Origin of the sequence: Psychrobacter sp. AOP22-C1-C5 (assembly GCF_052378885.1) — a bacterium.
Classification (GTDB): Bacteria; Pseudomonadota; Gammaproteobacteria; order Pseudomonadales; family Moraxellaceae; genus Psychrobacter.
On sequence record NZ_JBQSYC010000002.1, the window covers coordinates 1 to 23,350 of the forward strand.

22 protein-coding genes and 1 pseudogene are annotated in these 23,350 nt (G+C 43.1%); 11 read left to right on the top strand and 12 right to left on the bottom strand.

The window, feature by feature from the left end:
• The 5 genes and pseudogenes from ACT3TH_RS02435 to ACT3TH_RS02455 all read right to left on the bottom strand — a co-directional run.
• Nucleotides 1–405 (bottom strand): annotated as a pseudogene (locus ACT3TH_RS02435) (META domain-containing protein); the annotation flags it as partial.
• A gap of 263 nt (nucleotides 406–668) precedes the next feature.
• Nucleotides 669–1,331 (bottom strand): glutathione S-transferase family protein, encoded by a 663-nt coding sequence (locus ACT3TH_RS02440; protein ID WP_444754273.1) that lies wholly within the window; start codon nucleotides 1,329–1,331, stop codon nucleotides 669–671.
• A 351-nt stretch (nucleotides 1,332–1,682) separates the two neighbouring features.
• Entirely contained in the window at nucleotides 1,683–2,321 is a 639-nt protein-coding gene (locus tag ACT3TH_RS02445; protein ID WP_444754274.1) for a peroxiredoxin, read from the bottom strand.
• 214 nt (nucleotides 2,322–2,535) lie between these two features.
• On the bottom strand, nucleotides 2,536–3,300 hold the full coding sequence (locus ACT3TH_RS02450) for a phospholipase D family protein (RefSeq protein ID WP_444754275.1): 765 nt from the start codon (nucleotides 3,298–3,300) through the stop codon (nucleotides 2,536–2,538).
• A 288-nt stretch (nucleotides 3,301–3,588) separates the two neighbouring features.
• A complete protein-coding gene (locus tag ACT3TH_RS02455) occupies nucleotides 3,589–5,316 on the bottom strand; it encodes a glutamine--tRNA ligase/YqeY domain fusion protein (protein WP_444754276.1) in 1,728 nt (575 codons plus the stop codon).
• Between the two features lie 311 nt (nucleotides 5,317–5,627).
• On the opposite strand from ACT3TH_RS02455, the gene ACT3TH_RS02460 reads away from it, so the two are divergent.
• Together ACT3TH_RS02460 and ACT3TH_RS02465 are read left to right on the top strand one after the other, a co-directional pair.
• Entirely contained in the window at nucleotides 5,628–6,143 is a 516-nt protein-coding gene (locus ACT3TH_RS02460) for a peptidylprolyl isomerase (RefSeq protein ID WP_444754277.1), read from the top strand.
• A 130-nt stretch (nucleotides 6,144–6,273) separates the two neighbouring features.
• Nucleotides 6,274–7,131: a UDP-2,3-diacylglucosamine diphosphatase gene (locus tag ACT3TH_RS02465; protein ID WP_444754278.1), complete on the top strand. Its 858-nt coding sequence runs from the start codon at nucleotides 6,274–6,276 to the stop codon at nucleotides 7,129–7,131.
• Between the two features lie 195 nt (nucleotides 7,132–7,326).
• Here ACT3TH_RS02465 and orn read toward each other — a convergent pair whose 3' ends face one another.
• Nucleotides 7,327–7,914, bottom strand: a complete 588-nt coding sequence (orn, locus tag ACT3TH_RS02470) for an oligoribonuclease (protein ID WP_444754279.1) — start codon at nucleotides 7,912–7,914, stop codon at nucleotides 7,327–7,329.
• 227 nt (nucleotides 7,915–8,141) lie between these two features.
• Here orn and rsgA point away from each other — a divergent pair, with 227 nt between their 5' ends.
• The 5 genes from rsgA (at nucleotide 8,142) to ACT3TH_RS02495 (ending at nucleotide 11,826) form a co-directional block, all read left to right on the top strand.
• Complete coding sequence (gene rsgA, locus ACT3TH_RS02475) at nucleotides 8,142–9,245, top strand: ribosome small subunit-dependent GTPase A (RefSeq protein WP_444754280.1); 1,104 nt, start codon at nucleotides 8,142–8,144, stop codon at nucleotides 9,243–9,245.
• Nucleotides 9,246–9,395: 150 nt separating this feature from the next.
• Nucleotides 9,396–9,851, top strand: a complete 456-nt coding sequence (locus ACT3TH_RS02480) for a rhodanese-like domain-containing protein (RefSeq protein WP_444754281.1) — start codon at nucleotides 9,396–9,398, stop codon at nucleotides 9,849–9,851.
• A gap of 276 nt (nucleotides 9,852–10,127) precedes the next feature.
• On the top strand, nucleotides 10,128–10,391 hold the full coding sequence (gene grxC, locus ACT3TH_RS02485; RefSeq protein WP_062845070.1) for a glutaredoxin 3: 264 nt from the start codon (nucleotides 10,128–10,130) through the stop codon (nucleotides 10,389–10,391).
• A 167-nt stretch (nucleotides 10,392–10,558) separates the two neighbouring features.
• A complete protein-coding gene (secB, locus tag ACT3TH_RS02490; protein WP_346716103.1) occupies nucleotides 10,559–11,005 on the top strand; it encodes a protein-export chaperone SecB in 447 nt (148 codons plus the stop codon).
• Nucleotides 11,006–11,109: 104 nt separating this feature from the next.
• Complete coding sequence (locus ACT3TH_RS02495) at nucleotides 11,110–11,826, top strand: hypothetical protein (protein WP_444754282.1); 717 nt, start codon at nucleotides 11,110–11,112, stop codon at nucleotides 11,824–11,826.
• 161 nt (nucleotides 11,827–11,987) lie between these two features.
• On the opposite strand, the gene adk is transcribed toward ACT3TH_RS02495, so the two are convergent.
• The 6 genes from adk to ACT3TH_RS02525 form a co-directional block, all read right to left on the bottom strand.
• A complete protein-coding gene (adk, locus tag ACT3TH_RS02500; protein WP_444754698.1) occupies nucleotides 11,988–12,641 on the bottom strand; it encodes an adenylate kinase in 654 nt (217 codons plus the stop codon).
• A gap of 232 nt (nucleotides 12,642–12,873) precedes the next feature.
• Nucleotides 12,874–14,154: a c-type cytochrome biogenesis protein CcmI gene (gene ccmI, locus ACT3TH_RS02505; protein WP_444754283.1), complete on the bottom strand. Its 1,281-nt coding sequence runs from the start codon at nucleotides 14,152–14,154 to the stop codon at nucleotides 12,874–12,876.
• Nucleotides 14,151–14,714, bottom strand: a complete 564-nt coding sequence (locus ACT3TH_RS02510) for a cytochrome c-type biogenesis protein (protein WP_444754284.1) — start codon at nucleotides 14,712–14,714, stop codon at nucleotides 14,151–14,153. The genes ccmI and ACT3TH_RS02510 overlap by 4 nt, the downstream gene beginning before the upstream one ends.
• Complete coding sequence (locus tag ACT3TH_RS02515) at nucleotides 14,711–15,370, bottom strand: DsbE family thiol:disulfide interchange protein (protein ID WP_444754285.1); 660 nt, start codon at nucleotides 15,368–15,370, stop codon at nucleotides 14,711–14,713. Before ACT3TH_RS02515 ends, ACT3TH_RS02510 begins: the two co-directional genes overlap by 4 nt.
• A 1-nt stretch (nucleotide 15,371) precedes the next feature.
• Nucleotides 15,372–17,396, bottom strand: coding sequence for a heme lyase CcmF/NrfE family subunit (locus ACT3TH_RS02520; RefSeq protein WP_444754286.1), 2,025 nt, complete (start codon nucleotides 17,394–17,396; stop codon nucleotides 15,372–15,374).
• A 220-nt stretch (nucleotides 17,397–17,616) separates the two neighbouring features.
• On the bottom strand, nucleotides 17,617–18,951 hold the full coding sequence (locus ACT3TH_RS02525) for a hypothetical protein (RefSeq protein WP_444754287.1): 1,335 nt from the start codon (nucleotides 18,949–18,951) through the stop codon (nucleotides 17,617–17,619).
• A 528-nt stretch (nucleotides 18,952–19,479) separates the two neighbouring features.
• On the opposite strand from ACT3TH_RS02525, the gene mrdA reads away from it, so the two are divergent.
• From mrdA to rpsI, 4 genes are all read left to right on the top strand, one after another.
• On the top strand, nucleotides 19,480–21,453 hold the full coding sequence (gene mrdA, locus ACT3TH_RS02530) for a penicillin-binding protein 2 (protein ID WP_444754288.1): 1,974 nt from the start codon (nucleotides 19,480–19,482) through the stop codon (nucleotides 21,451–21,453).
• 23 nt (nucleotides 21,454–21,476) lie between these two features.
• Nucleotides 21,477–22,163, top strand: a complete 687-nt coding sequence (rsmD, locus tag ACT3TH_RS02535) for a 16S rRNA (guanine(966)-N(2))-methyltransferase RsmD (RefSeq protein WP_444754289.1) — start codon at nucleotides 21,477–21,479, stop codon at nucleotides 22,161–22,163.
• A 253-nt stretch (nucleotides 22,164–22,416) separates the two neighbouring features.
• The gene (rplM, locus tag ACT3TH_RS02540) at nucleotides 22,417–22,845 is read left to right on the top strand and encodes a 50S ribosomal protein L13 (protein WP_444754290.1); all 429 of its coding nucleotides are present in this window, start codon (nucleotides 22,417–22,419) and stop codon (nucleotides 22,843–22,845) included.
• Between the two features lie 10 nt (nucleotides 22,846–22,855).
• Nucleotides 22,856–23,242, top strand: coding sequence for a 30S ribosomal protein S9 (gene rpsI / locus ACT3TH_RS02545; RefSeq protein ID WP_021813618.1), 387 nt, complete (start codon nucleotides 22,856–22,858; stop codon nucleotides 23,240–23,242).
• Nucleotides 23,243–23,350: the final 108 nt, after the last annotated feature.

Below are 23,350 nucleotides of genomic sequence, written 5' to 3' on the forward strand. Positions count from 1 at the left end.
CAGTTCATAAACGGCACTTATGGTATTACAACCAACGCTATAGCTTACGGTATTTTGACCTTGGTATTGATTGAATGACAATCTTACCTGATCTTTAATTGACATCAATGTACTTAATGGCCGCGTCTTGCTGTCCACCGCGGACGTGAGTGTCCAACGATAGTTAGATAGATTGGCGATCATTTTTTGTTCAGGACTTACTGTATCCGCTGTAGGGTCGTCAGTGGCTACATCAGTATGAGAGGTGGTACTGCTATCATCTGACTTATTATTAATTGTCTTGGCACTTTCTTTTGGATTTTTTTCTTGAGATGAAATAGAGTCTTGGCAAGCACTTAGCGCCAAACTTGCTACCAATATACTCGGTAATATGCGCCATCTAAAAGACTTGGAAGATAATGTCATAACAGTCACACCTTGTGGTTACATCTTTTTTCACAACTCAAGAAGCAATTGTGCCTGCTTTCGTCAAGCAGAAGAATTTGACTACTATAACGCTCATATCCCTCACTGTTGTAACAAAGTGTTTTATTTTATAAGTCGATAGTAACAAGCATCTTTACTTTTCTAAATTATGTTATTTATGCAGATAGTCTTAGACAGCCAAAAAACACACTAACTATCTAAGACTATAGGTTACAAATATTTCAAAATACTGAACCGCTTACTCACTCATTTCCACTAGCAGGTTTTGCTTTGGCCATGTTCGCAATACTAAAACGGTCATTCATTTTTTGATAAAAGCGAGCAAGATTTTCACCTTGTTCACTAGGATCTACTTTTAGTACTTTGCCGAAGTCTAAACCTAAATATAATACGATATCCGCAAAACTCAGCTGATCTCCTACCAAATATTCATGACCTTCCAAGACGGTTTCAAAATAAGCCAGTGCTTTACCAGTACGCGCGATAGATGGTGCAACAAACTCTGGTACTTGCTCAACACGCTGGGCTTTAGACGGATGGCTGTGCTGAAATGCCAGCATAAAATTATATAACACTTCAAACTCTGCAATACGGCGCATTGAACATACTTGCGCACGCTGTATCACATCGTTGCCCATCACTGAGCGCTCACCATACACACGGTCAAGATATTCGCACACTGCCTGCGAATCATTGAGAATGGTGCCATCGTCTAACTTCAATACTGGCACAGTCTGCATGGGATTTATTTTGGTGAACTCGTCTGACATTTGCTCATTCGCAGCAAAATCAATGTCTACTACATCGATATCATCCATGTCATCGACGTCAATTCCTTTTGATGCTAATAAAATAAGGGCTTTACGTGGATTGGGTGCAGTACGGGTTACGTATAATTTTTTCATGACAAACTCCTTGTAAGATGGATTAAAAAGCGACTCAGCGCTGTTGAAATTTTATAGTTGTAAAAGAGAATCAATATTTTTAATTAACATTAATGTATGCGACTGGTATAAATTTTCCTTGCTTGCTGCTGTTACAGAGGCTACGAAAAATTCATTCCAGTCGCCTTTACCACAAAGCCGCAGTATGAACTTTAAAATGAATCCATGATAGCGGACAGACTTTGCTACCTAGATAACGCTGTTCTTATTCATCATAGCAAAACCTTACCACTGCTTGTTATATGAATAGTAAAAAGCCCCATAACATTAAGTTATAGGGCTTTTTATTTTTAGTTCATCGTTACACACATTTTACTTATTAGGCGCAGGCGTTGTGCGGAGATAAGGCTTAACTTCTGTATGGCCTTTAGGGTATCTGGCAGCGATGTCTTCGTTCTTTACACTCGGTGGAATGATAACGTCGTCGCCGTCTTTCCAGTCCACAGGCGTAGCAATATTATACTCATCAGACAGTTGCAGGGCATCTATAACACGGATAATTTCATCAAAATTACGACCACAGCTGGCAGGATATGTGAGCGTTAGACGAATCTTTTTGCTTGGATCAATAATAAAGACACTTCGTACTGTATGCGTGCTGTCTGCATTTGGATGCATCATGTCATATAGCTCGGCGACTTCTTTATTAGGATCAGCAATGATTGGAAAGTTCATCTCAGTGCCTTGCGTCTCACCGATGTCTTTTGCCCAAGCGTGGTGATCGTCTATACCATCAACTGAGATACAAATTGGCTTAACATTGCGCTTTTGGAACTCGCCATTGAGAGCAGCGGCGCGCCCAAGCTCAGTCGTACATACTGGGGTAAAGTCGGCTGGATGGGAGAAGAAAACGACCCAACTGTCACCTGCCCATTCGTGAAAACTAATATCACCATTGGTGGTTGTCGCGTTGAAGTCTGGAGCAGTATCACCTAAACGTAAATGTGCCATGCTTAATTCCTTAGCTATGTTAGTGATGAGCACTGATACTCAAAAATATCTTCGCGCTCTATTATTATCATCGACATGCTTACTTAAACAACCAAAGCATATCAAAAAAACGTCATTTTATAGTAACAAACTGATTATGAATGTCTTGTGATGGATTGTAATGCGGTTATTCCATTTATAACTAAATAAAAGCTGAATAGCGACTTAGCAATCTTTAAACCACCATTCCTGAATCCCACAGACAAAACTCTCCAAATTTGCCTTTTTTACTAGTACCACCAGCTGCTCGTCCTGCATCTGTCAATACCAACTCCCCGTCTTGCGCTTCTAAATAACCAGCTGCCAGTAATTTATCATTCAACTCTTGCGTTTTAAATCCTAGCTCTTTGGCCAGCTTGGCGGTGGTCAGCTTTGAGTAGTTAGACGCTGTAACTCCTGAAGTGGGAGGAGATGCTACAGTCGTATTTACTCTGTTATTAGCCATAGCAGGGACAGGATTGGCTTTGCTCTCTGTCGTATTATCAGGCTCATTTACTTTTTCAAGCGACATTCTGACTTCATCACTGATACGAATAATGCGTTGGGCTTCCTCGTAAGTGTCGGCATAAAGCTTGGCATCTTCGTTACGATAAATCAGTACGCCCATCTCATTATTATTGACCTGACTAAATTCATAAAGATTCAGACTGGTGATGATGCACTCGTTTTCGTTGAGGTAGCATTTAGCGTGCAAATTTTTGCAAAAGCTGGTACGAATAAAGGTCAAGTTTTTAAGCCAGTTAATTTCTTCAGGGTGCAGATCATTCTTACCATAGACAATTCGAATGTCGATTTTTAGACGATTGCGATCTTCTAGCAGCTCTTTGATGCGCTCATTAAGCTTAAGATAGGGACTGATAATAATCAATCTGTCAGATGCATCTTTAATCAATTCCTCTAAATGATAAGTCATGCCACTACTGTTTAAAAACTTCGCCATTCTTTTACCCTCACCCTTTATAATTAGAATTTGTGCTCAGCCACAAAAAAGCCCATCTCTAGCGTACTAGAAACGGGCTAAATTGCAAACCACTATTGTTCAGTATTATCCTAAATATGGACTTTGACTGCTTTATAGTCAGTTGAAAATAAAATTGTTATATAAATTTAAACGCGCTATTGGAATAGATTTTACTTGCGTGCTGTGCCTATGCAGACAGAGGCTGCGCAAAATTCATCCTAGTAGCGCTACAACGCTTTTAAAGTGTATCGACTATAATATTGGCTATTACGCAGGCTTATACGTGTCACGTAAGCTTACGATTTGGTTAAATACGGGCTTATCACTGGTATGATCATCACTGTTAGCGATAAAATAGCCTTCACGTTCAAACTGAAAACGCGTGCCCGCATCGGCATTCGCCAACGACGGCTCAACCACTGCCTGTAGCTCAGTTAATGAGTTTGGATTGAGCGCTTGATGCAAATCGCTCACGCTGCTTGGGTCTTCAGCGCTAAACAACTGCTCATACATGCGTACGGTTGCTGGTACACCTTGACTTGCTGACACCCAATGAATCACGCCTTTAACCTTGCGGCCTTCAGGATTGTTACCTAATGTCGTAGGATCAATCGTTGCCTTTAATTCAATGACGTTGTCACTCTCATCGGTAACATGCTCAGTCACTGCTAATACATAGGTATTACGCAAACGAATCTCTGGTTTTTCAGGTGACAAACGCTTATATCCTGCTGGCGGCTCAATTTCATAATCGCCTTGATCGATATACAAGGTTTCAGTGAACGGAATTTCACGCTCACCCATATCGACATTGGGATGATTTGGCTGCGTCAACCATAGCGTTTGCGTCGCATCATCAAAGCGAGCATTGACGCTTTCGGCTTTCTGCGTCTCCCACTCACTGACCGCATCAGCAAAGTTAGTGATTGTGACTTTTAACGGTTTCAATACCGCCATACCACGCGCTGTAGTCGTCTCTAGCGACTGACGCACGCTAAATTCTAGTAAGCGAAAATCAACGACACTATCCGCCTTGGTCACACCAACTCGATCACAAAAATCACGCAGACCTTCTGCGGTATAACCACGGCGACGCATGCCAGCGATGGTTGGCATACGTGGATCATCCCAGCCGCTAACGATGCCTTCATCGACCAACTGCTTAAGCTTACGCTTACTGGTCATCGTATGATCAACGTTTAGACGGCTAAACTCATACTGATGCGGCGGCACTTCAAAGCCGATCTTTTCAATCACCCAATCATAAAAGGGGCGATGATCTTCAAACTCTAAGGTACACAATGAATGAGTAATACCTTCGATGGCATCAGAGAGCGGATGAGCAAAGTCATACATGGGGTAGATACACCATTTATCACCCGTTTGATGATGCGTTTGATGCATCACGCGGTAGATAACAGGGTCACGTAGGTTCATGTTTGGGCTTGCCATATCAATTTTGGCACGCAGCACTGCTTTACCTTCCGCGTATTTACCTTCTCTCATATCGTTGAATAGTGCTAAATTGTCTGCAACACTAGCATCACGTTGTGGTGAAGGCGTTCCTGCTTCATTGAACGAGCCGCGATTTTCTTTAATTTGCTCAGGAGATTGCAAATCCACATAAGCATCGCCTTGTTCAATCAGCTGCACTGCCCAAGCATAGAGCTGATCAAAATAGCTTGACGCATGATACGCTTCCCCAACCCACTCAAAACCCAACCATCTAACATCGCTTTCGATATTATCGATGTAGTCCTGCTTCTCTGCCGTTGGATTGGTGTCATCAAACCGCAGATTACACACACCGCCGAACTCTTCTGCCACGCCGAAGTTCAGGCAGATAGACTTTACGTGACCAAGATGCAGATAGCCATTTGGCTCAGGCGGAAAGCGGGTCACGATTTGCTGGTATTTTTGCGCATTGACATCGTCACGAATGATATTACGAATAAAGTCGTTTTTTTGTTCAGTGTTGCTTGAGTGCTCACTCATCGGGCATTGCTCCTAACGCAAATAGTCAATTCATGATACGTGCCATCACGCATCATGGAAAATTCGAACCAAACTTTTGGAATAAGAAATAATAAAATTTTAAGCCGTAAAAACAGCAAGTTGTAAAAACTGTTCCATTTAGGCTACATTATTGAAAATAGATAAAGTTGCGTTATTCTATCAGCTTTTGCAAACGCATTAACAGCCTGATACATGACACAGCATAAAAAAGCCGTTAGACTACCCATGACTTTTATCAACCACTCACGACAGTGCCATTTAAGGTACTGCAATTAAAAAAGGAATATCCCATGGTAGACATGCCACCAGTAGTAGAACTTGACACCAGTATGGGTGCGATTGTTATCGAACTCAATGAAGAAAAAGCGCCAAAGACCGTTGAAAACTTTTTGAACTATGTAAAATCCGGCCATTATGATGGTACTATTTTCCATCGCATCATTGATGGTTTCATGATTCAAGGCGGCGGAATGGACGCTGAGATGAATGAAAAATCCACTAACGCACCTGTCGAAAACGAAGCAGACAATGGTCTAAAAAATGACGTTGGCACCATTGCGATGGCACGTACGCAAGATCCACATTCAGCCACTAGTCAGTTTTTTATTAATGTAAAAGACAATGACTTTTTAAACCATTCTGGCAAAAACATGCAAGGTTGGGGTTATACCGTATTTGGTAAAGTCACAAGCGGTATGGATGTGATCGAAAAAATGAGAGGCGTACCAACAGGTCGTTTCGGTATGCATGCTGATGTACCAAAAGAGCCAGTAGTGATCAACTCAGCAACCATCATCACTCAGTAATAGTTACTTAATACTATTAAGATAATAATAGTGATTTGAGAGCGATTTCTTAATAGGCGTGATTTGTTAAATATCACTTAGTAAGCGCTTATTAGGAATGGCGTATGATGCGTTACAAGGATAAAGATAAATGCAAAATTTTAACCATTTGATAACGACCCGCCCTCATGAGGTGCGACAAGTATTGATTAGCGATTTGCATTTATCGTTAGATGAGCCTGCCTTAGTGCAGGCTTTTTTGGCATTGCTTGATGACTGTCTTGCACTACCCACTCTCAAACGCTTATTTATCTTAGGCGATTGGTTCGAAGTGTGGCTTGGTGACGACGTATATTTGTCCCTATTAAAAGAGAAAAGGTCAGAAGAAGCACGTCAAACGCATTGGCTGACCCCGCTTATTGTTAAACTAAAAAAATTGCGTATTGATGGTTGCGAGATTTTGGTCATGCATGGCAATCGTGATTTTTTGCTGGGTCAACTGTTTTGTAATCTATTCGGTGGCGAGCTGATTTACGAGCCTTATACCTTAGCTGTCGGACAGCAGAGTTATCGGTTAGAGCACGGCGATGCTTTATGCACCGATGATAAAAAGTATCAGTTGTTTCGCCGAATCATGCGTAACCGTATGACACAGTGGTATCTGCTAAATAAGCCATTAGAAAAACGCTTGGCAATCGCTGATAAAATGCGCCGAAAAAGTCAGCAGAATAATGCCAATAAAGCAGCACACATAATGGATGTCAACGATGAAGCAGTCGCGGCTGTCATAACTGACAGTGATGCGCTACTACATGGACATACCCACCGACCTGCTGTTCATCAAACCATTGATGGTAAAAAACGTTATGTGCTTGGCGATTGGCGATTATTAGATAAAGACGCTCGCCAGCCAAAAGTAAGCGCGGTGATTGGGGTGGTAACCACACCAGAAAACTCGAAAAAAGATGCTGAATTTGGATTGGTTGAGTTTACCTACACTACAATTTAATGAATCACCCCTCATTTAAAACAAAAAAGGGTCTGTTGCATGTGCGACAGATCCTTTTTTTATCGTCCAACTTCTTTTTATTTTAGAGCGCAACTGGGATAAATTTTTTGTAGCCTCTGGCGACATGGGCACAGCAAGCAAAAAATTGTACCAGTTGCACCTCGCTACTTTTATAAACGGCTATCGTCTCATTATTTAAGGCATCAATTTAAAGAAATGCTGGCGGTAGTGCTTGAGCTCACGAATAGAGTCACGAATGTCATCCAATGCCAGATGGCTACCACCTTTTTCAAAGCTTCTCAAGATATCAGGACGCCAGCGGAAACAAAGCTCTTTGACTGACGAGACATCAAGATTGCGATAATGAAAGAATCTCTCCAGCTCTGGCATTTGACGCGCCATAAAACGGCGGTCTTGGCAGATGGAGTTGCCACACATGGGCGACTTGCCACTATCAACCCATTTATTCAAAAACTTAATCGTCTCAGCTTCCGCCTCTGCTAGTGTCACCGTACTACGGCGCACACGATCTACCAGTCCTGACTGCCCATGCTGCTTGGTATTCCAGTCATCCATACCGTTTAACACGCGATCAGAAACTTTAATGGCAAATACAGGCCCTTCTGCAAGGACGTTTAAATCCTCATCAGTGACCACTGTGGCAATCTCGATAATCTCATCATTTAAAGTATCAAGTCCGGTCATCTCTAGGTCAATCCATACCAGCCCTTTTTTGCCTTGATTTCTGATTTTAATCTTATTGGGATGGTCGCCTGTGGTCATAAAATATCCTATGGTCAATAAAGTTTGAAACACGGTTAAAGCAATTTTAAATAGTTAAAGCAGCTTTAAATAAGTCAAAGGCAAACACTCAGACAAAACTACTGAGCGTCTTCGAGTTCATAATCGTTAAAATATTACAAAACCCCTATCTGCCGTACGTGCTTTAGGCTGTATGTTAGCAAATTTTCACGCTACACTTAGCAATATTTTTTTAATAGGTAAAACCCATGGCATTAATTCGGCAACGCAAACTGACTAAGCAGCAGATTCGTCGCATCGACAAACAACAGCTGATCAGTCAAGACAGCATCGATGACAGTTTGATGGATGGCGTGGTCATGGCGCATTATGGCAAGCAATTAGAAGTACAAGTCACCAGCTTGCCAGCCGTAATACCCATGCAGCCAGAAGTTGCACCTGATGATCCTGAGCCATTTTGGCAAACGTTAGCCTTGGGCGACATTTGGCGCTGTCATGTGCGTACCAACCTACCAATGCTTGCAGCGGGCGATCAAGTACGCTGGAGCGCCGACTCCAATACCGGTTTTGGACGCATTGAATCGGTCAAACCGCGCACCTCTCTTATCTCTCGTCCTGATCGTTATCATAAGTTAAAGCCCGTCGCCGCCAATGTCGATATCTTAGCGATAGTCTTTGCGCCGTTGCCTGCAGCTGCACCTACACTTATAGATCGCTATTTGGTTGTCTGCCATCATGCTGGTGTTAAGCCATTATTAGTGCTCAATAAGGCCGATCTATTGGCACAAGAAAACGGCGTTGATACCAACGAATTATTGGCACAATATGCCGCTCTTGGTTATGAAAGCGTGCTAACTTCAGTAGATTGTCCTGAAAATGTCGCGGATAGCGATGAGCAAAAAGGACTTGATGAGCTAAAACGCTATATAGACAAGCAGTTGGTGATTTTTGCTGGACAATCTGGCGTCGGTAAAAGCAGTTTGATTAACGCGCTATTGCCAGAGTCTGGTCAAAGTGTAAACATTATCTCTGAAAACTCGCAGCTTGGTCAGCACACGACGACGACCAGCCGCTTACTACCATTCAATCCAGATGATTTGACCCAAGGTGGTATCGTCGATACACCTGGCATCCGTGAGTATGGTATTTGGCATTTGACCCCTAATGACATCATCTCAGGCTTTGTTGAACTTGCACCGCTGGCTGGTAACTGCCAGTTCCGTGATTGCCGTCACACCCATAACAGTAAAGGCTGTGCCTTGTGGCAAGCTGTCGCTGACGGTGAAGTATTGCAGCGCCGTGTTGAAAACCTTGTCACGCTCAGAGAAGAGGCAGACACCAAGCCTTATTAGCAGGCATTTTCTCAGTAGCAAAAGCTAAAATAGCGTCTAAACTATCGACCGTTTACTATAGATGACCTTATCGGTATAATAGCGCCTTGTTCAATATCGTTAGGCTGTCTTCTCAGCCTAATAGAACACTTATTTTTTTGGAGGTATGGTTTGGATCGTGCGCTGGAATTTGTGGGCAACCACCCGTTTTTATTTGGTATATTAGCCGTACTTGCCGTGCTATTTTTTACTATTGAAAACAAACGTAGCGGCAGAAAAATATCGCCCAACACCCTTGGTATGATGGTTAACTCTCAAAACGCGCAGCTTATTGATATTCGCGATAAAAAGAAGTTTGCCACAGGATATATTCAAGGCAGCCGCAACATACCTTTTTCTGAGCTCAAAGACCGTATAGAAGAAATTCGTGCGATTGAGCATCCAGTTATTATCATCTGTGATATGGGCGTACAAGCAGGCGCTGCTATTCAAATGATTGGTAAAGACAGTGTCTATCGTCTAGATGGCGGTATCGGTGGCTGGCAAGGCGCTGGCATGCCTTTGGTTGGACTAAAAGATACTATGCCTAAGAACAAAGGTAAGGCCAAGCCAAGTTTGCATAAGTAAAGGAAATGTCCTACTTATATTCGTTAGCATCTAGTTGATACGAGCGAATAAAAAGACACCTCAGAATAAGGTGTCTTTTTTTATGTGGCTTTTATGCTACTGCCCAACCTTTTACGCACTCTCAACTTGAATTTGTGATACTTATCCCCACTTTAATAGTGAACATCATCAAATATATTTTCAACTCCCTTGTTGGTAACGGATTATAATAATTTTTATCAAATGATTTTTTATAACAACACAGTTACCTCTTAAACTTATAAATAAGGATTTATCATGACTGTATCTGTTAAAGTTTACACGACTCCTATCTGCCCATACTGCTCAAACGCTAAGCAATTACTGCAATCTAAAGGCGTAAATTATGAAGAGATTGGTATGCATGACATGAGTAGCGAAGAGCGTCAAGCGCTTATGAAAAAAACCAATAACTATCGCACTGTGCCGCAAATTTTCGTTGGTGAAACCTTTGTTGGTGGTTTTGATGAGCTCAATCAAATGAACCAGCAAGGCAAACTTGATGAGCTATTAGCGGGTTAATTTATAAGTATTCTTGATTGTCTGTTTATCTAACTAAGAAAAAACAGACATCGAGGTAGAAGTTAGTAATAAAAAAATATCGAGATATGATCTCGATTTATATTACAATGCTGTTTTATATCATGACAGTTTGCCCCATTATCTGATTCAATTTTAGAGGAATTACCATGGCTGACGCACAACCACAATTGGCATTAGAACGCATCTACGTAAAAGATATGTCACTTGAAGTCCCAGGCGCTGAAGTATTCACCAAAGAGTGGAACCCAGAGCTTGATATCAATCTATCTAGCAATGCTGAAAAGCTTGATGATGATCATTATCAAATCATCTTGACCGTGAGCGTAACGGCCAAAAATGCTGATGAAGCTGCCTTTATCGCAGAAGTTCATCAAGCAGGTATTTTCTTACTAAAAGACATACCTGAAGATCAAATCGGTCAAATCTTAGGTGCATACTGCCCTAACGTGTTGTTCCCTTATGCTCGTGAAGTCATCAGTGATATCGTGACACGTGGTAGCTTCCCGCAATTGTTGCTTGCTCCAGTGAACTTTGATCAAGCATACGCGCAAAGCCAACAGCAAACGCAAGTTGATGCTCAAGGTAACGCATAAGTTTTGATGTGATAGCGCATTGATATAGCTGTGTTTGAAAGCCGTTTACTTCTTATGAGTAAGCGGCTTTTTTGTGTTTAGTGTTACTGACTAAGGAAAAATAAATGAGCAATATAAACAACGTCTGGCTGTCAGGCTTTAAGCTAACGTCTGTCAATTTTTACGATATCTATCCCGCCAATAGTAAAAAATATGACTTTCCTAAGCATTGGAAAGTACTTCAGCGTATAGAAAAAACAGCTGACCCTAAGTTATTAGAAATAAAAAAAATGTTTAAAGAAGAAATGTTGGAGCTATCAGGTGCAGGTCGTTATTTTTTTAAGACCGAGCACTTACCAGACAGCTTGTGGGTAGAGAGTAGTAACACCAAGCTACCGCCATCATCTGAATATATTTTCAAGGTAAGAAGTGGTGGTGTTATGTTTACCCAAGCCTGTGCCCAGCTGCTACAGCAGTTTCGCTTAGGGGAAAGTACGCTTACGCCAGTACAAATCTATGACCTTGAGACCCAGCAACTGTATAGTGAGGAGACTTTTTATTTTCTTAATTTGTGCGAGCGACGAGAGTACCTTCGAGACTTAGAGAAAGATGACATGTTGGTGTCTTTTATGACCGATGAAAAGGCTCTTCAGTATAGCGTTCGTGGTGACATCAAAAGTGGACAGTTACTAGTAGATCAGTCCGTACAGAACTGCGAGCTAGACCTATGGCACGACCCCTTACTAATGGGTCATGTATTTGTGTCCGATGCGATGCATGATGCTCTAGTACAAGCGAATATGGACAGTCAATGGAATATGATGTCTTGTCAGCTGGTTTGATGCTTCATCCTTAAATATTACTAATATTAAGTTTACTGTTTTATTCTAAATCGCGAACCTTAAACGACACAGTTATATGCCAAACGCGCAGTTTTAATATAAAAAAACCCTGCCTATTAGCAGGGTCTTCAATGATTGCACCGATTATCTAAAATTGATGATTAGCTTTTTAGCACAGATAAGATTTGCTGCTTAACGTCATCGATACCTTGTGTACCATCAAACTTATTGTAGCTTGGTGCATTATCATCTTCTTTGGCTTTGTCTTGATAAAAACCAACGAGCGTTGATGTTTGCTCATGATAAGTGGCTAAGCGATCACGAATGGTAGACTCTTGATCGTCTTCACGCTGGATAAGCGCTTCGCCAGTCACATCGTCGAGCCCTTCTTGTTTAGGTGGATTGTGATCGACATGATAAACACGACCTGATCCTGGATGCTGACGACGACCAGATAAACGCTTAACAATCTCATCATCAGGCACACTGATTTCAATCACATGGTCAATAGCAACGTCGGCATCAGCAAGTGCTTGCGCCTGTGGAATAGTACGCGGAAAACCGTCCAAAATACAACCATTGACACAATCAGGCTTAGCGATACGTTCTTTCACTAGGTTAATAATGAGGTCGTCAGACACCAAACCACCAGCATTCATGATGTCTTTGGCTTGTTTGCCAAGCTCGCTACCTTCTTTGATTGCCGCACGCAGCATATCACCAGTTGAAATCTGAGGGATACCATATTCTTTAGAAATGAACTGGGCTTGGGTACCTTTACCGGCGCCTGGTGGACCTAGCAAAATAATACGCATCATTATACTACTCTCCTTAATAAATAGGATTTTGGGACTAATAAAACTTAGGGATTGGTTGGTTTCAGAGCTACCTTACCTTGTGGCTCTACAAACCTCAAGTATTTTCATTATTGCGGCAGCAAGTTGCTATGACTTATCTGTTCATATAACCCTGTTGCACGCTGCCATATCGAACAGCAGTCGCGCAACAACGCTTAGATCGTCAATGCTGACAGACACAAAAAACCTCTTATGGTATCTGTTGGTTAATTTCTACGGTGGCCTGATCTTGATCAGCGCGAATCACCACTGGATTGCCTGATAGATCTCCTGACTCTGCGTTTGCTGTACCACTATGGCTAATACGAGCAATGACTGCCAGCTGCACTTTTTCAGATCGGGCGGACTGTAGCGTACGCTCAGGCATCATTGCATCAAGATCACTTAGGCTAATTACCGCCTCGCCTTGTTTGATAACGCTAATTGGCAAGCGCTTAGCGGCAAATGGTGGCCCACCTTTTACATCACGTATCGCAACAAATAACACATCGTCACCCTTCACCAGTGGCAACAAGTTAGCATTGATTCTTACTGTCACCTCAACACCTTCGGATGCTTGCTGCTGCTGAGCGGTCACATTGGCACTTAATTCATCTAAACTTGCCAGCGCTTGAGAATGATCGCCGGGCTTGGCAGCGATGCTCTCACGCAAACGCTTAATCCAGCCTTGTGCTTGCTCAAAGTTACTACTGCGTGCCTCACCCATCGCCATTAGCATTTGTGCGCCCTCATGCTCTGGATTTTTGGCCAGTACGTCTTGTAGTACTCGGCGACTATTGGCATCCAGCTGGCCTTTACTAGCAAAAAAGCTAATTTGTGCGTAAGTAATTGCAATCTCTTCATTATCTGGCGACAAACGATATGCGCGGGACAATGCCTCTATCGCAGAATCAGTCGCTTCTAATGATAAAAACAGCTCAGACAGACGCATCCAACGATTGGGGTCGTCAGCATGGCGATAAACATTGGTCTGCATGGCACTAATCAGTTGCGTACCATTTTCGATTGCCCACGCTGGCGGCTGATCAATCTTACCTGTTAATAAGTCATCGGCGACTTGACCTACTTTGTCCTCGCTTGCCCAAAGATCAAACACAGGCGTGCGATCACCGACCATCAAATAAGCCATAGCGGTCAGCACAGGCACCCAAACCATGATGATCAATCGGCTCTTGATGCCAGGCGCAACCATTGGCATGACTTCACGCTGTGCATCCAAGAGCTGACGTTCAAGCTCAAGCTTTTGATTTTGATAATGGACATCATCAATAATGCCGCTGTCTTTGTCGGTTTTTAGCTCTGCCAGACGCTCGCGAAACACAGCAATATTGATATCTAATAGCTGATTGTCCACAGGTTTATTTGATGTGCGTGAAGCTCTTAGCCACGGCAAGATAGCAATTACAGCAAGTACTAGAGCAATAAGTAAGCTTAAAGCAATAAATAAGCCAACAGTAGAGAATAGGGTCATTTTTTGTCCTCAAGGCTTGTGATGTCATGATCGTTTTTTTCATCATTATCAGTACGTGATAAGAGGCGATCAAGTTCGGCTCTTTCAGCAGCAGATAAAGCTGTAGCAGTACTGTCTACCTTTATGCCACTCTCTCCACTAGCAACAAGCTGACGTCTTTTGCTCTGCCAAAACCATCCTATCAGTAGGGTGATGAGCAGTAACGGCGGAAAAAACCACAAGATCCACGTTGATGGACGCACAGGCGGTTTATAACTGATAAAATCGCCATAACGCTCTTGCATATAAGCGCGAATCTCACCATCACTACGACCATCTTTTACCATGTCGTAGGTTTTTTGTTTTAAGTCTTGTGCGATTGGTGCATCAGATCCTGCCAAATTCTGGTTTTGGCATTTTGGGCAACGTAGCTCCTCAATCAGACCACGATACTGCGCTTCTTGCTGCATAGAGTCAAAATCATACACTTCAATTGCAGCATAGCTTGTCACACTCAGCAGACAAGCTATGATTAAGCTTGCCAGCTGTATAGTAAAGGCCTTCAACGGATTGGCTATCATTGACACACCTCCTCAACCTGCCTCATATCTAGACTCACGTTGTTACTATTGGCATCGTTAAGTACCATCAAACAAGGAGCAATACGACTTTGCCAGTTGCTTTCGTTGATCTCACCGATAATATGCTGACGAATAATGCCTTCACCATCGACAACGAAGGTTTCAGGTGCACCTGTCAAACCCAAATCTAAAGCAAACTGACCAGACAAATCCTGAATGGACATCGAGAATGGATCACCGCCTCGGTTTAAATATCCCAAGGCATCGCCAATCTCATCTTTATAATTGACACCCACCAAATTGACACCGCGCTCTTCTAACTTCATTAAAAAAGGATGCTCAATGATGCAAGTTGGACACCAAGAACCCCAAATATTCATCAAAAACGGCTTATCAGGCAAGTTTTCATTGGTTATGGTACGACTGGTATCAGACAATAAAGGCAGCTCGAAAGCAGGCACTGGACGCTCAAGTGCTGTATTGGTCACGATATCCGTCGGCTTACCCAAACGCATGTATAGCATAGCAATCAAACCAATAAATACGATAAGTGGAATCAAAAACCACAATTTAAGCTGCTTTTTATTCATGGTTTTAGTGGCACCTACCTTATCTTGCCTAGCTTTTTGATCAGAGGAATTGTTTGACGTGCTCATCTCACTTGTCCCCTATCTTCATGGTTGGCGCATCCAAATCAGTAGTAAAACCTGATTGCTTAGGCTCAATTGGCGTCAGCGTTTTGATTTTTTTAATACGATAGCGGCTGTCAAATATACTCAATGATGCCCCTAACGCCATAATAAGCGCACCAAGCCATATCCAGCGGATAAGCGGTTTGACATAAATACGGAAGGCCCACTCATTGCTGTCTTCGGCGATAGGTTCGCCAAGTGCCACATATACATCACGCATTAGACTGGCATCAATAGCAGCTTCTGTCATGGGCATCATACTGATAATAAAGTTGCGTTTTTCAGGGTATAAAGTGGTCACAGCGCGCCCATCTTTGCTGATAGCAACTTCTGCTTGGGTGGCATCAAAATTACTACCTTTAAACTCACGGAAACCTTTAACGACAAAATCATAACCTTGGACATGGACACTGTCATTCGGTCCTAGAGCGACATCACGCTCGATACTCAAAGTAGTGGTAAAGGCGACACCGATGACCGCAATAATGACACCAATATGCGCTGTCTGTTGACCCCAATAGCTTAACCGTAACTGACGTAAGCCTTTAAGACGGCCGGGCGCGTTTTTGGTCTTGTCTCTAAAATCAACAACCATCCACAGCAGTACCCAAAAACTAATAGCCAAAGTCACGCCAATATTGAGCATCGCAGACGGGCTGGTAAAATACGCGATAATCGCAGCCAACACTAGACTGCTTACCGCAATAACCATGCCTGCACCTAAAAGCGGTCGACTGTCTTTCTTCCAGCGAATATTTGAGCCCATGCCCATCGCTATCAATAACAGCCATGTCAACGGGACAAACAACGCATTAAAATACGGAGGACCGACCGATACCTGACCTAAGTTAAAGGAGTCAGCAATGATAGGATACAGCGTACCAAGTAAGACGACTAAGGTCGAAATCAAAAGAATGACGTTGTTAATAACTAAAAATGACTCACGTGAAATCAGCTGATATTGACTTTCGACGGTCAAACGCCAGCCGCGTACAGCAAACATGAGCAAACCACCGCCAATAATCACACCAAGAATTACTAGTATCACAAGGCCACGTGTCGGGTCAGCGGCAAACGAATGCACCGAGGTAATCACGCCTGAACGCACAAGGAACGTACCCAGTAGACTGAGTGCAAAAGCAAAAATCGCTAGCATGATCGTCCAAGCTTTAAAAACACCGCGCTTTTCGGTAACTGCAAGCGAATGAAGCAATGCCGTACCCGCTAACCATGGCATCAATGACGCGTTTTCTACTGGATCCCAAAACCACCAACCACCCCAGCCAAGCTCATAGTAAGCCCACCATGAGCCAAGTGCGATACCAACGGTCAAAAATCCCCAAGCAGCCAATGCCCATGGACGCGACCAGCGAGTCCATACTGCATCTAATCGACCTTCCCACAATGCCGCCATACAAAAAGCAAATGGCACGACCAAACCCACATATCCCATATAAAGCATAGGCGGATGGATAATCAAACCAAAATCTTGCAGCACAGGGTTTAAATCTGCGCCATCCACAGGTAAATTGGGCAATGTGCGATCAAATGGTGAGGACGTAAATATCAGCATCGCCAACATCATCATCTGTACGCCAGCTAAGACCACCAGTACTCGCGCACGCATAGACAATGGTAGACCACGGCTAAAATAGGAAACCAGCGCACACCAAGTGGCCATAATGGTCATCCAAAGCAGCAACGAGCCTTCATGACCGCCCCAAGTCGCCGACAATTTATAGTACCAAGGCAACAAAGTATTGGAGTGCTGAGTGACATAGACTAGGCTAAAATCATTGTAATAAAAGCCTGCCATCAACGCTGCAAATGAGACAATCATGGCAGCGAACTGTGCCCACGCCAGACTTGGCGCCAAACGTTGCCAAGCAACGTGATCGCGCATGACCCCAATGGTCGGTAATACCACCTGCAAAATCGCCAATATAAAGGCGGCTAGCAAGGCAAAATAACCCAATTCTGTGATTAACATACGGTCTAACCTTGTTTACCTTAATACGGTCATTGTTTATTTAGGGATTAGGAGTTTAGGACAGTCAGAACCATCCAGTAAGTGTTATTGCTACTGCCACCGTGATCGCCAACAGCTGTATCAGCAGAGGAGACTTACAGCGAAGTACATTAGCGTTAACTTGTCACGTTTTTGTATCCACTCTGTATGCGATGTGTATAAAAAACCAAAAGCTTATTGGTTATTGAATTGATGGGAAAAATACCAAGACTAGATGTAACCAGCCTGCCAAAAAACCCGTCAAACCGCCAAGAATAATCAAAGTCATCTCATCTTCACGAAAGGCTGGACGCAGCAAGTTTTGAAATTCACGCGGGGTCAACGCACGAATTCGATCACGAAATAAGCCAAATATTTTACTGGCACGGCTTTCGTTCAGTTCAGGATCACGCAGTGGTACCATCGTGGCAATGATAGATTTATCAATAATGGTATTTTTTAGCTGACCATACTCGCGACGACCCAAACCGACGCGCAATGTGGTGCTAATGACAGGTGACTCTAGCACTTTATATAAATGCGATTTCATCAACTCACGTGTTTGCGCTGCACGGTCACCATACATCATCTCATTCATGATGTTCTCAAGCGTGACCAAATCCTTTACGACAATTTCAGCGAATACTTCAGACACTTCCTCTTGGCGCTTCATAAAGCCACCTTGCAGACGATACTGTGCGATATGCGGCATCTGCGGTTTGATAAATGGGAAGCGGCTTTGAGCGGTAAAAAACTTTAAATACGGTATAAAGTGCGGTTCTACTGGGTTAAATACCATCCAAATCGCGATCCAATTGGTGAGAAAACCCCAAATTGCGGCAAAAAACGGCACCGTCCAATGCTGCGGTACCACCAAGAAGATAAACATTTGGATAATACCAAAAATCAAACCAATCAAAGCACTGATGTGCCAAATAAAATTAATCTCTTTTTGACCCACTTTTAAAAACATATTGACCATCAAACGACGATCACTTTCCATCGTGTTAACAATCATCTTACGCATATCAACCAAGTCTTCGACGTGATAAGTAAGATCAGTCACCAAAGATTGCATAATATTGGGCAACTCTTGGTGCGCTTGGGCATAGACACGGCGTTTTAACGCGTAAGGCAGATTACCCCACAGCGCAGGCGAGTGATCGAGCATGATCTCATCAATCAATGGCTCAAGATTTTTGTCGACCGTATCGGTGATAAATATCGCCATCTGCTCAGGTTCCATGGCCTGAAAGAACTCATCAAGCGACCCAAGTTTTGATAGCGTCTGATCAACGATAACGCCTGATATTTTACCTGCCTTACGTGGGACAATGCCTTGCCAGCCAATACCCGGTAACCCAAAAAATGGGAAGTTTGGAATACGAATACCCCAAAACTTAATCGGATAAAACAGCATTTTAAGAGCCATCCACACGTGTATCCAAGTGACAAATGCCGTCACTGGTGGAATGGTTAGCATGGCAAAAAACTCTGGGTGCTCAGCTATCGTCTGCCACAATGAATTTGCATCCATGACTTATCTTGCCTCTGACAAGTTGATTGTCGTTGCTAATAAATTGTTGTTGCTAATGAACAGCTCTTAGCAAATTAGAACGCTTAAAAGAACGCGTCCTGCCTATAACTGTTTCTATAAAATAAAAACAATGACTATAAAATAAATCGCCTGATTTTAGCATACTTGCTATCTATTAGCACACGTAGAGCCTAGGCAAGTTGTGACTAGAGATGACACGTTTCACTACTCATCAACACTGACAAAACCCTTGCCCTAACTCGCAAGCACTGAAGCTCACGTTAATGACAAAATAAGTGGTCAAATACTGCGCCCTCTTATTTGTTCTGCTATAATTCGCGAGTAAATGCCAGTACTTCTCTCACGGCTATTTCGTGTCTAAGTTAATGCGTCATAATTGCAAATAATATCTATCTATGTGATTGAAATCCTTCGCATTATCCTTTATGCTCACCGCACTTTGGTTCACGACCCCGCTCATTTACCTCTCTTTTATTGACTCACTGACTGTTTGGGCTCTAAATTTATATGAATAAACCGCTAACTCCCGATACCGAACAGGCCAACAGTGTTTTTACCAGTCGTATTATCATCCTTGGGATTGTGATATTTATTGGTTTGGGCGGCTTGATAATGCGTTACGGCTATTTGCAGGTCTATGCTCATGATAAATACACCACGCAAGCTGACAACAACCGTATTAAACTGATATCTGCTCCGCCAAGTCGCGGCTATATTTATGATCGTAATGGCATCATATTGGCAGACAATCAACCCGTTTTTACGGCCATGTTGAGCCCTGATGAAGTTGAAAACCCAGAACGTACGTTACATTTGCTTGCGCCTATCTTTGAGCTGACAGAAAAAGACATTACTGATATTTTGGCGCGTCTGAGTAAAAGTAAAAATGACCCTGTGACGATTAAAATTGACGTCACTGAAGCGCAGTTGGCTCAGTTTAGTGAGCGTAAACCCTTCTTTCGCGGTGTGACTATTCAAAGCAAATTGACGCGCTCCTACCCTTACGATGAGTTATTTGCACACGTCATCGGTTATGTAGGCCGTATCAATGACAAAGAATCCAAACGCATTGATAAGGACAAATATGCGGGCACCGATTTGATCGGTAAAATTGGTATCGAAGATTATTATGAAGATATCCTGCTGGGACAACCGGGTTACCAATCGGTAGAAACAGATGCACATGGCAATATTTTGCGCCAATTGGATACCAAGCCGCCTATATCAGGCAATGACATTACATTAAGCTTAGATTACGGCTTACAAACTGTGGCGCAGCAACAGCTTGATGGGCGCCGCGGTGCGATTGTCGCAATTGATCCAAAAAACGGGGACGTATTGGCGTTTGTCAGTAATCCAAGTTATGACCCAAACCCCTTTATTTCTGGCATCTCTTTTAAAGACTATGATGCACTACGAGAAGATCTTGATCAGCCACTATACAACCGAGCGCTACAAGGAACATATCCACCAGGCTCGACCATCAAGCCCTTTGAAGGCTTGGGCGGTATTCATTATGGTTTACGTAATTGGGATACCACCATTTATGATCCCGGTTATTTTAGCTTACCTGGGGATTCGCATCGATTCCGTGATTGGAAGCGCGGCGGCCATGGCACGGTAAACTTAAAAAAATCTATCGTGATGTCAGTTGATACTTATTATTATAAGCTAGCTTACGAGATGGGCATTCAGCGCTTGCATGATTGGATGGTACGCTTCGGTTTTGGTGAGCAAACGGGCATCGACTTACCCAACGAAAAATCAGGGATTATGCCATCGCCCAAATGGAAAAAAGACACTTATGATAAAGGATGGTTACCGGGCGAAACCATCTCGGTTAGTATTGGTCAAGGGTATTTCTTAGCCACGCCATTACAAATTGCAAATGCGACCGCTATGACAGCAAGCAAAGGCTATCACATCACCCCGCATTTATTAAAAAGTAGCGATGGCGCGGCAGCAGTCAACGTCATCACCAAGCCTGATGGCAAAATTGATTACAATGGTAAGCCTTCTGATTGGCTGCGTATGCATGACGCAATGGAAGCAACCGTTGAAAGCGGTACAGCACGCCGCGCTTATAATCCAAAGTATCGTATCGCTGGCAAATCTGGAACCGCGCAGGTAAAATCTATTGCCCAAGGCAAAAGTTACAATAAAGCAGCGTTAGATTCGCGGCACTGGGATCATGCTTGGTTCAATGGCTTTGCGCCAGTAGATGACCCACAGATCGCCCTTGCTGTCTTGGTCGAAAACGGCGGTGGCGGTGGTGCTGTAGCTGCCCCTATTGGTCGCGAATTGTTTGATTATTGGGTAATGCAGCGCAAGACCAACCCTATTTTGCCACCATCAGCGGATGAGCTTCGCGCTATTAAACGTCAAAAGGCATTGGCCAAAGCGGCACGCGATGCCATACGTGATAAAGAGGCAAAAGCACTAGAAGAAAAAGCCGCATTGACAGTAGCGGCATCTGAATAAAAAGACGGTAAAAGAGACATACTATGACAAAACACTCAAGCAACCGTGAGCCTAAGAAAAATTTGAAAGCCAAAAATACGGCGGCAGGCGACGTACGTATTATTGGCGGTCAGTTCAAACGCCGCGTTGTACGTTTTGTCGAGGCTGAAGGTTTACGTCCCACGCCAGATCGCCTGCGAGAGACGTTATTTAACTGGCTGCTGGCTGATATTCATGGTGGTTACGTACTTGATAGCTGTGCTGGTAGTGGCGTTCTAGGATTTGAAGCCTTATCGCGCGGCGCCGCTCATGCGACCTTTATCGAAGTAAACCCTGCACAAAATCAGATGCTACGCCAGAGTGCTGAGCAGTTAAAGCTCGATACCACTACTTATCAAATCCTGCAAGGTACAGCAGAGCAGATATTGACGCAAAACCAACTGACTCAGCGCTATTTTGACGTGGTTTTCATCGATCCGCCTTATGCTCAGGATCTGTGGCAGCCTATTTTAACAGCATTAATTACTCATTCATTCGTCGATACAAATACGCTGATTTATTTGGAAGCAGATATTGACTTAGACAGTCAATTGAGACAGCTGGCGAATACGCTTAACGAAAGTTTGGATTTGCATCAACAAGCAACCCAAAAGACAATCCGCTTTGAGTGTTTAAAACAAACCAAAGTTGGACAAGTTGTCGCTGGACTTTATCAGTTGTCATTGTCATAATTATATAGTGTTGGCTAAGATAACAGCCATTAGTATTTGATGAATGCTATTTTGTAAAATCATCAATATCTGCTAAAAATGTCTAAAACCGCTTAAAAACTGGCCCAACGCTGCAGTTTAATGTATATAAGGCAAAAATAAACCCCAATGCAGCTTGCAAGCGTAGGCGCTACTGCTTATAATGTGCAGTCTGTTTTTTGAGAGCCCCGTTCCCAGCTAAACTCTCAACGAATTCTAATTTTAAGGTTTTATCATGAAAACACTTAGTGCAAAACCAGCTGAAGTGACCCATGACTGGTATGTCGTAGATGCTGACGGCAAAACCCTTGGTCGCTTAGCCACTCAAATCGCTAGTCGCTTACGTGGCAAGCATAAGCCTTCTTTTACGCCGCACGTAGACACTGGTGATTTTATTGTTGTCATCAATGCTGACAAAATCACGGTAACGGGTAAAAAAGCACAAGATAAAAAATACTATCGTCACAGTGGTTACCCAGGCGGTATTAAAGAAACCAACTTCAATAAGCTGCTTGCACATAAGCCTGAAGATGTTCTACACAAAGCGGTTAAGGGTATGCTTCCAAAAGGCCCTCTTGGCTATGCAATGATCAAGAAGCTGAAACTGTATGCGGGTACTGAACATCCACATACTGCACAGCAACCTAAAGAACTAGACATCTAAGGATATACTTATGGAACGCAATTACGGAACTGGTCGCCGCAAGACGTCTACTGCTCGTGTATTTTTATCAAAAGGTACTGGTAGCATCGTTGTGAACGGTAAGCCACTTGACGAATACTTCAGCCGTGAAACATCACGCATGGTTGTTCGTCAGCCTCTAGAACTACTAGACTCTGCTAACGCATATGATCTATATGTAACTGTTGCAGGCGGTGGTATCAGTGGGCAAGCGGGCGCAATCCGTCACGGTATTACACGTGCATTGATCGAAGCTGACGAAACGCTAAAACCTGCTCTAAAAGCAGCTGGCTTCGTTACTCGTGACTCACGTCAAGTTGAACGTAAGAAATTGGGCCTACGTAAAGCACGTAAACGTCCACAATTCTCAAAACGTTAATCAAAGCTCTCTCTTATTTTCTTGGTGCTGTTGTCTTTTTCTCGGAGCGACAGCCACAACATTAAGTAAGGGTGTAGATTTGCAAAACCTTATAAGCTGGTCACAGCT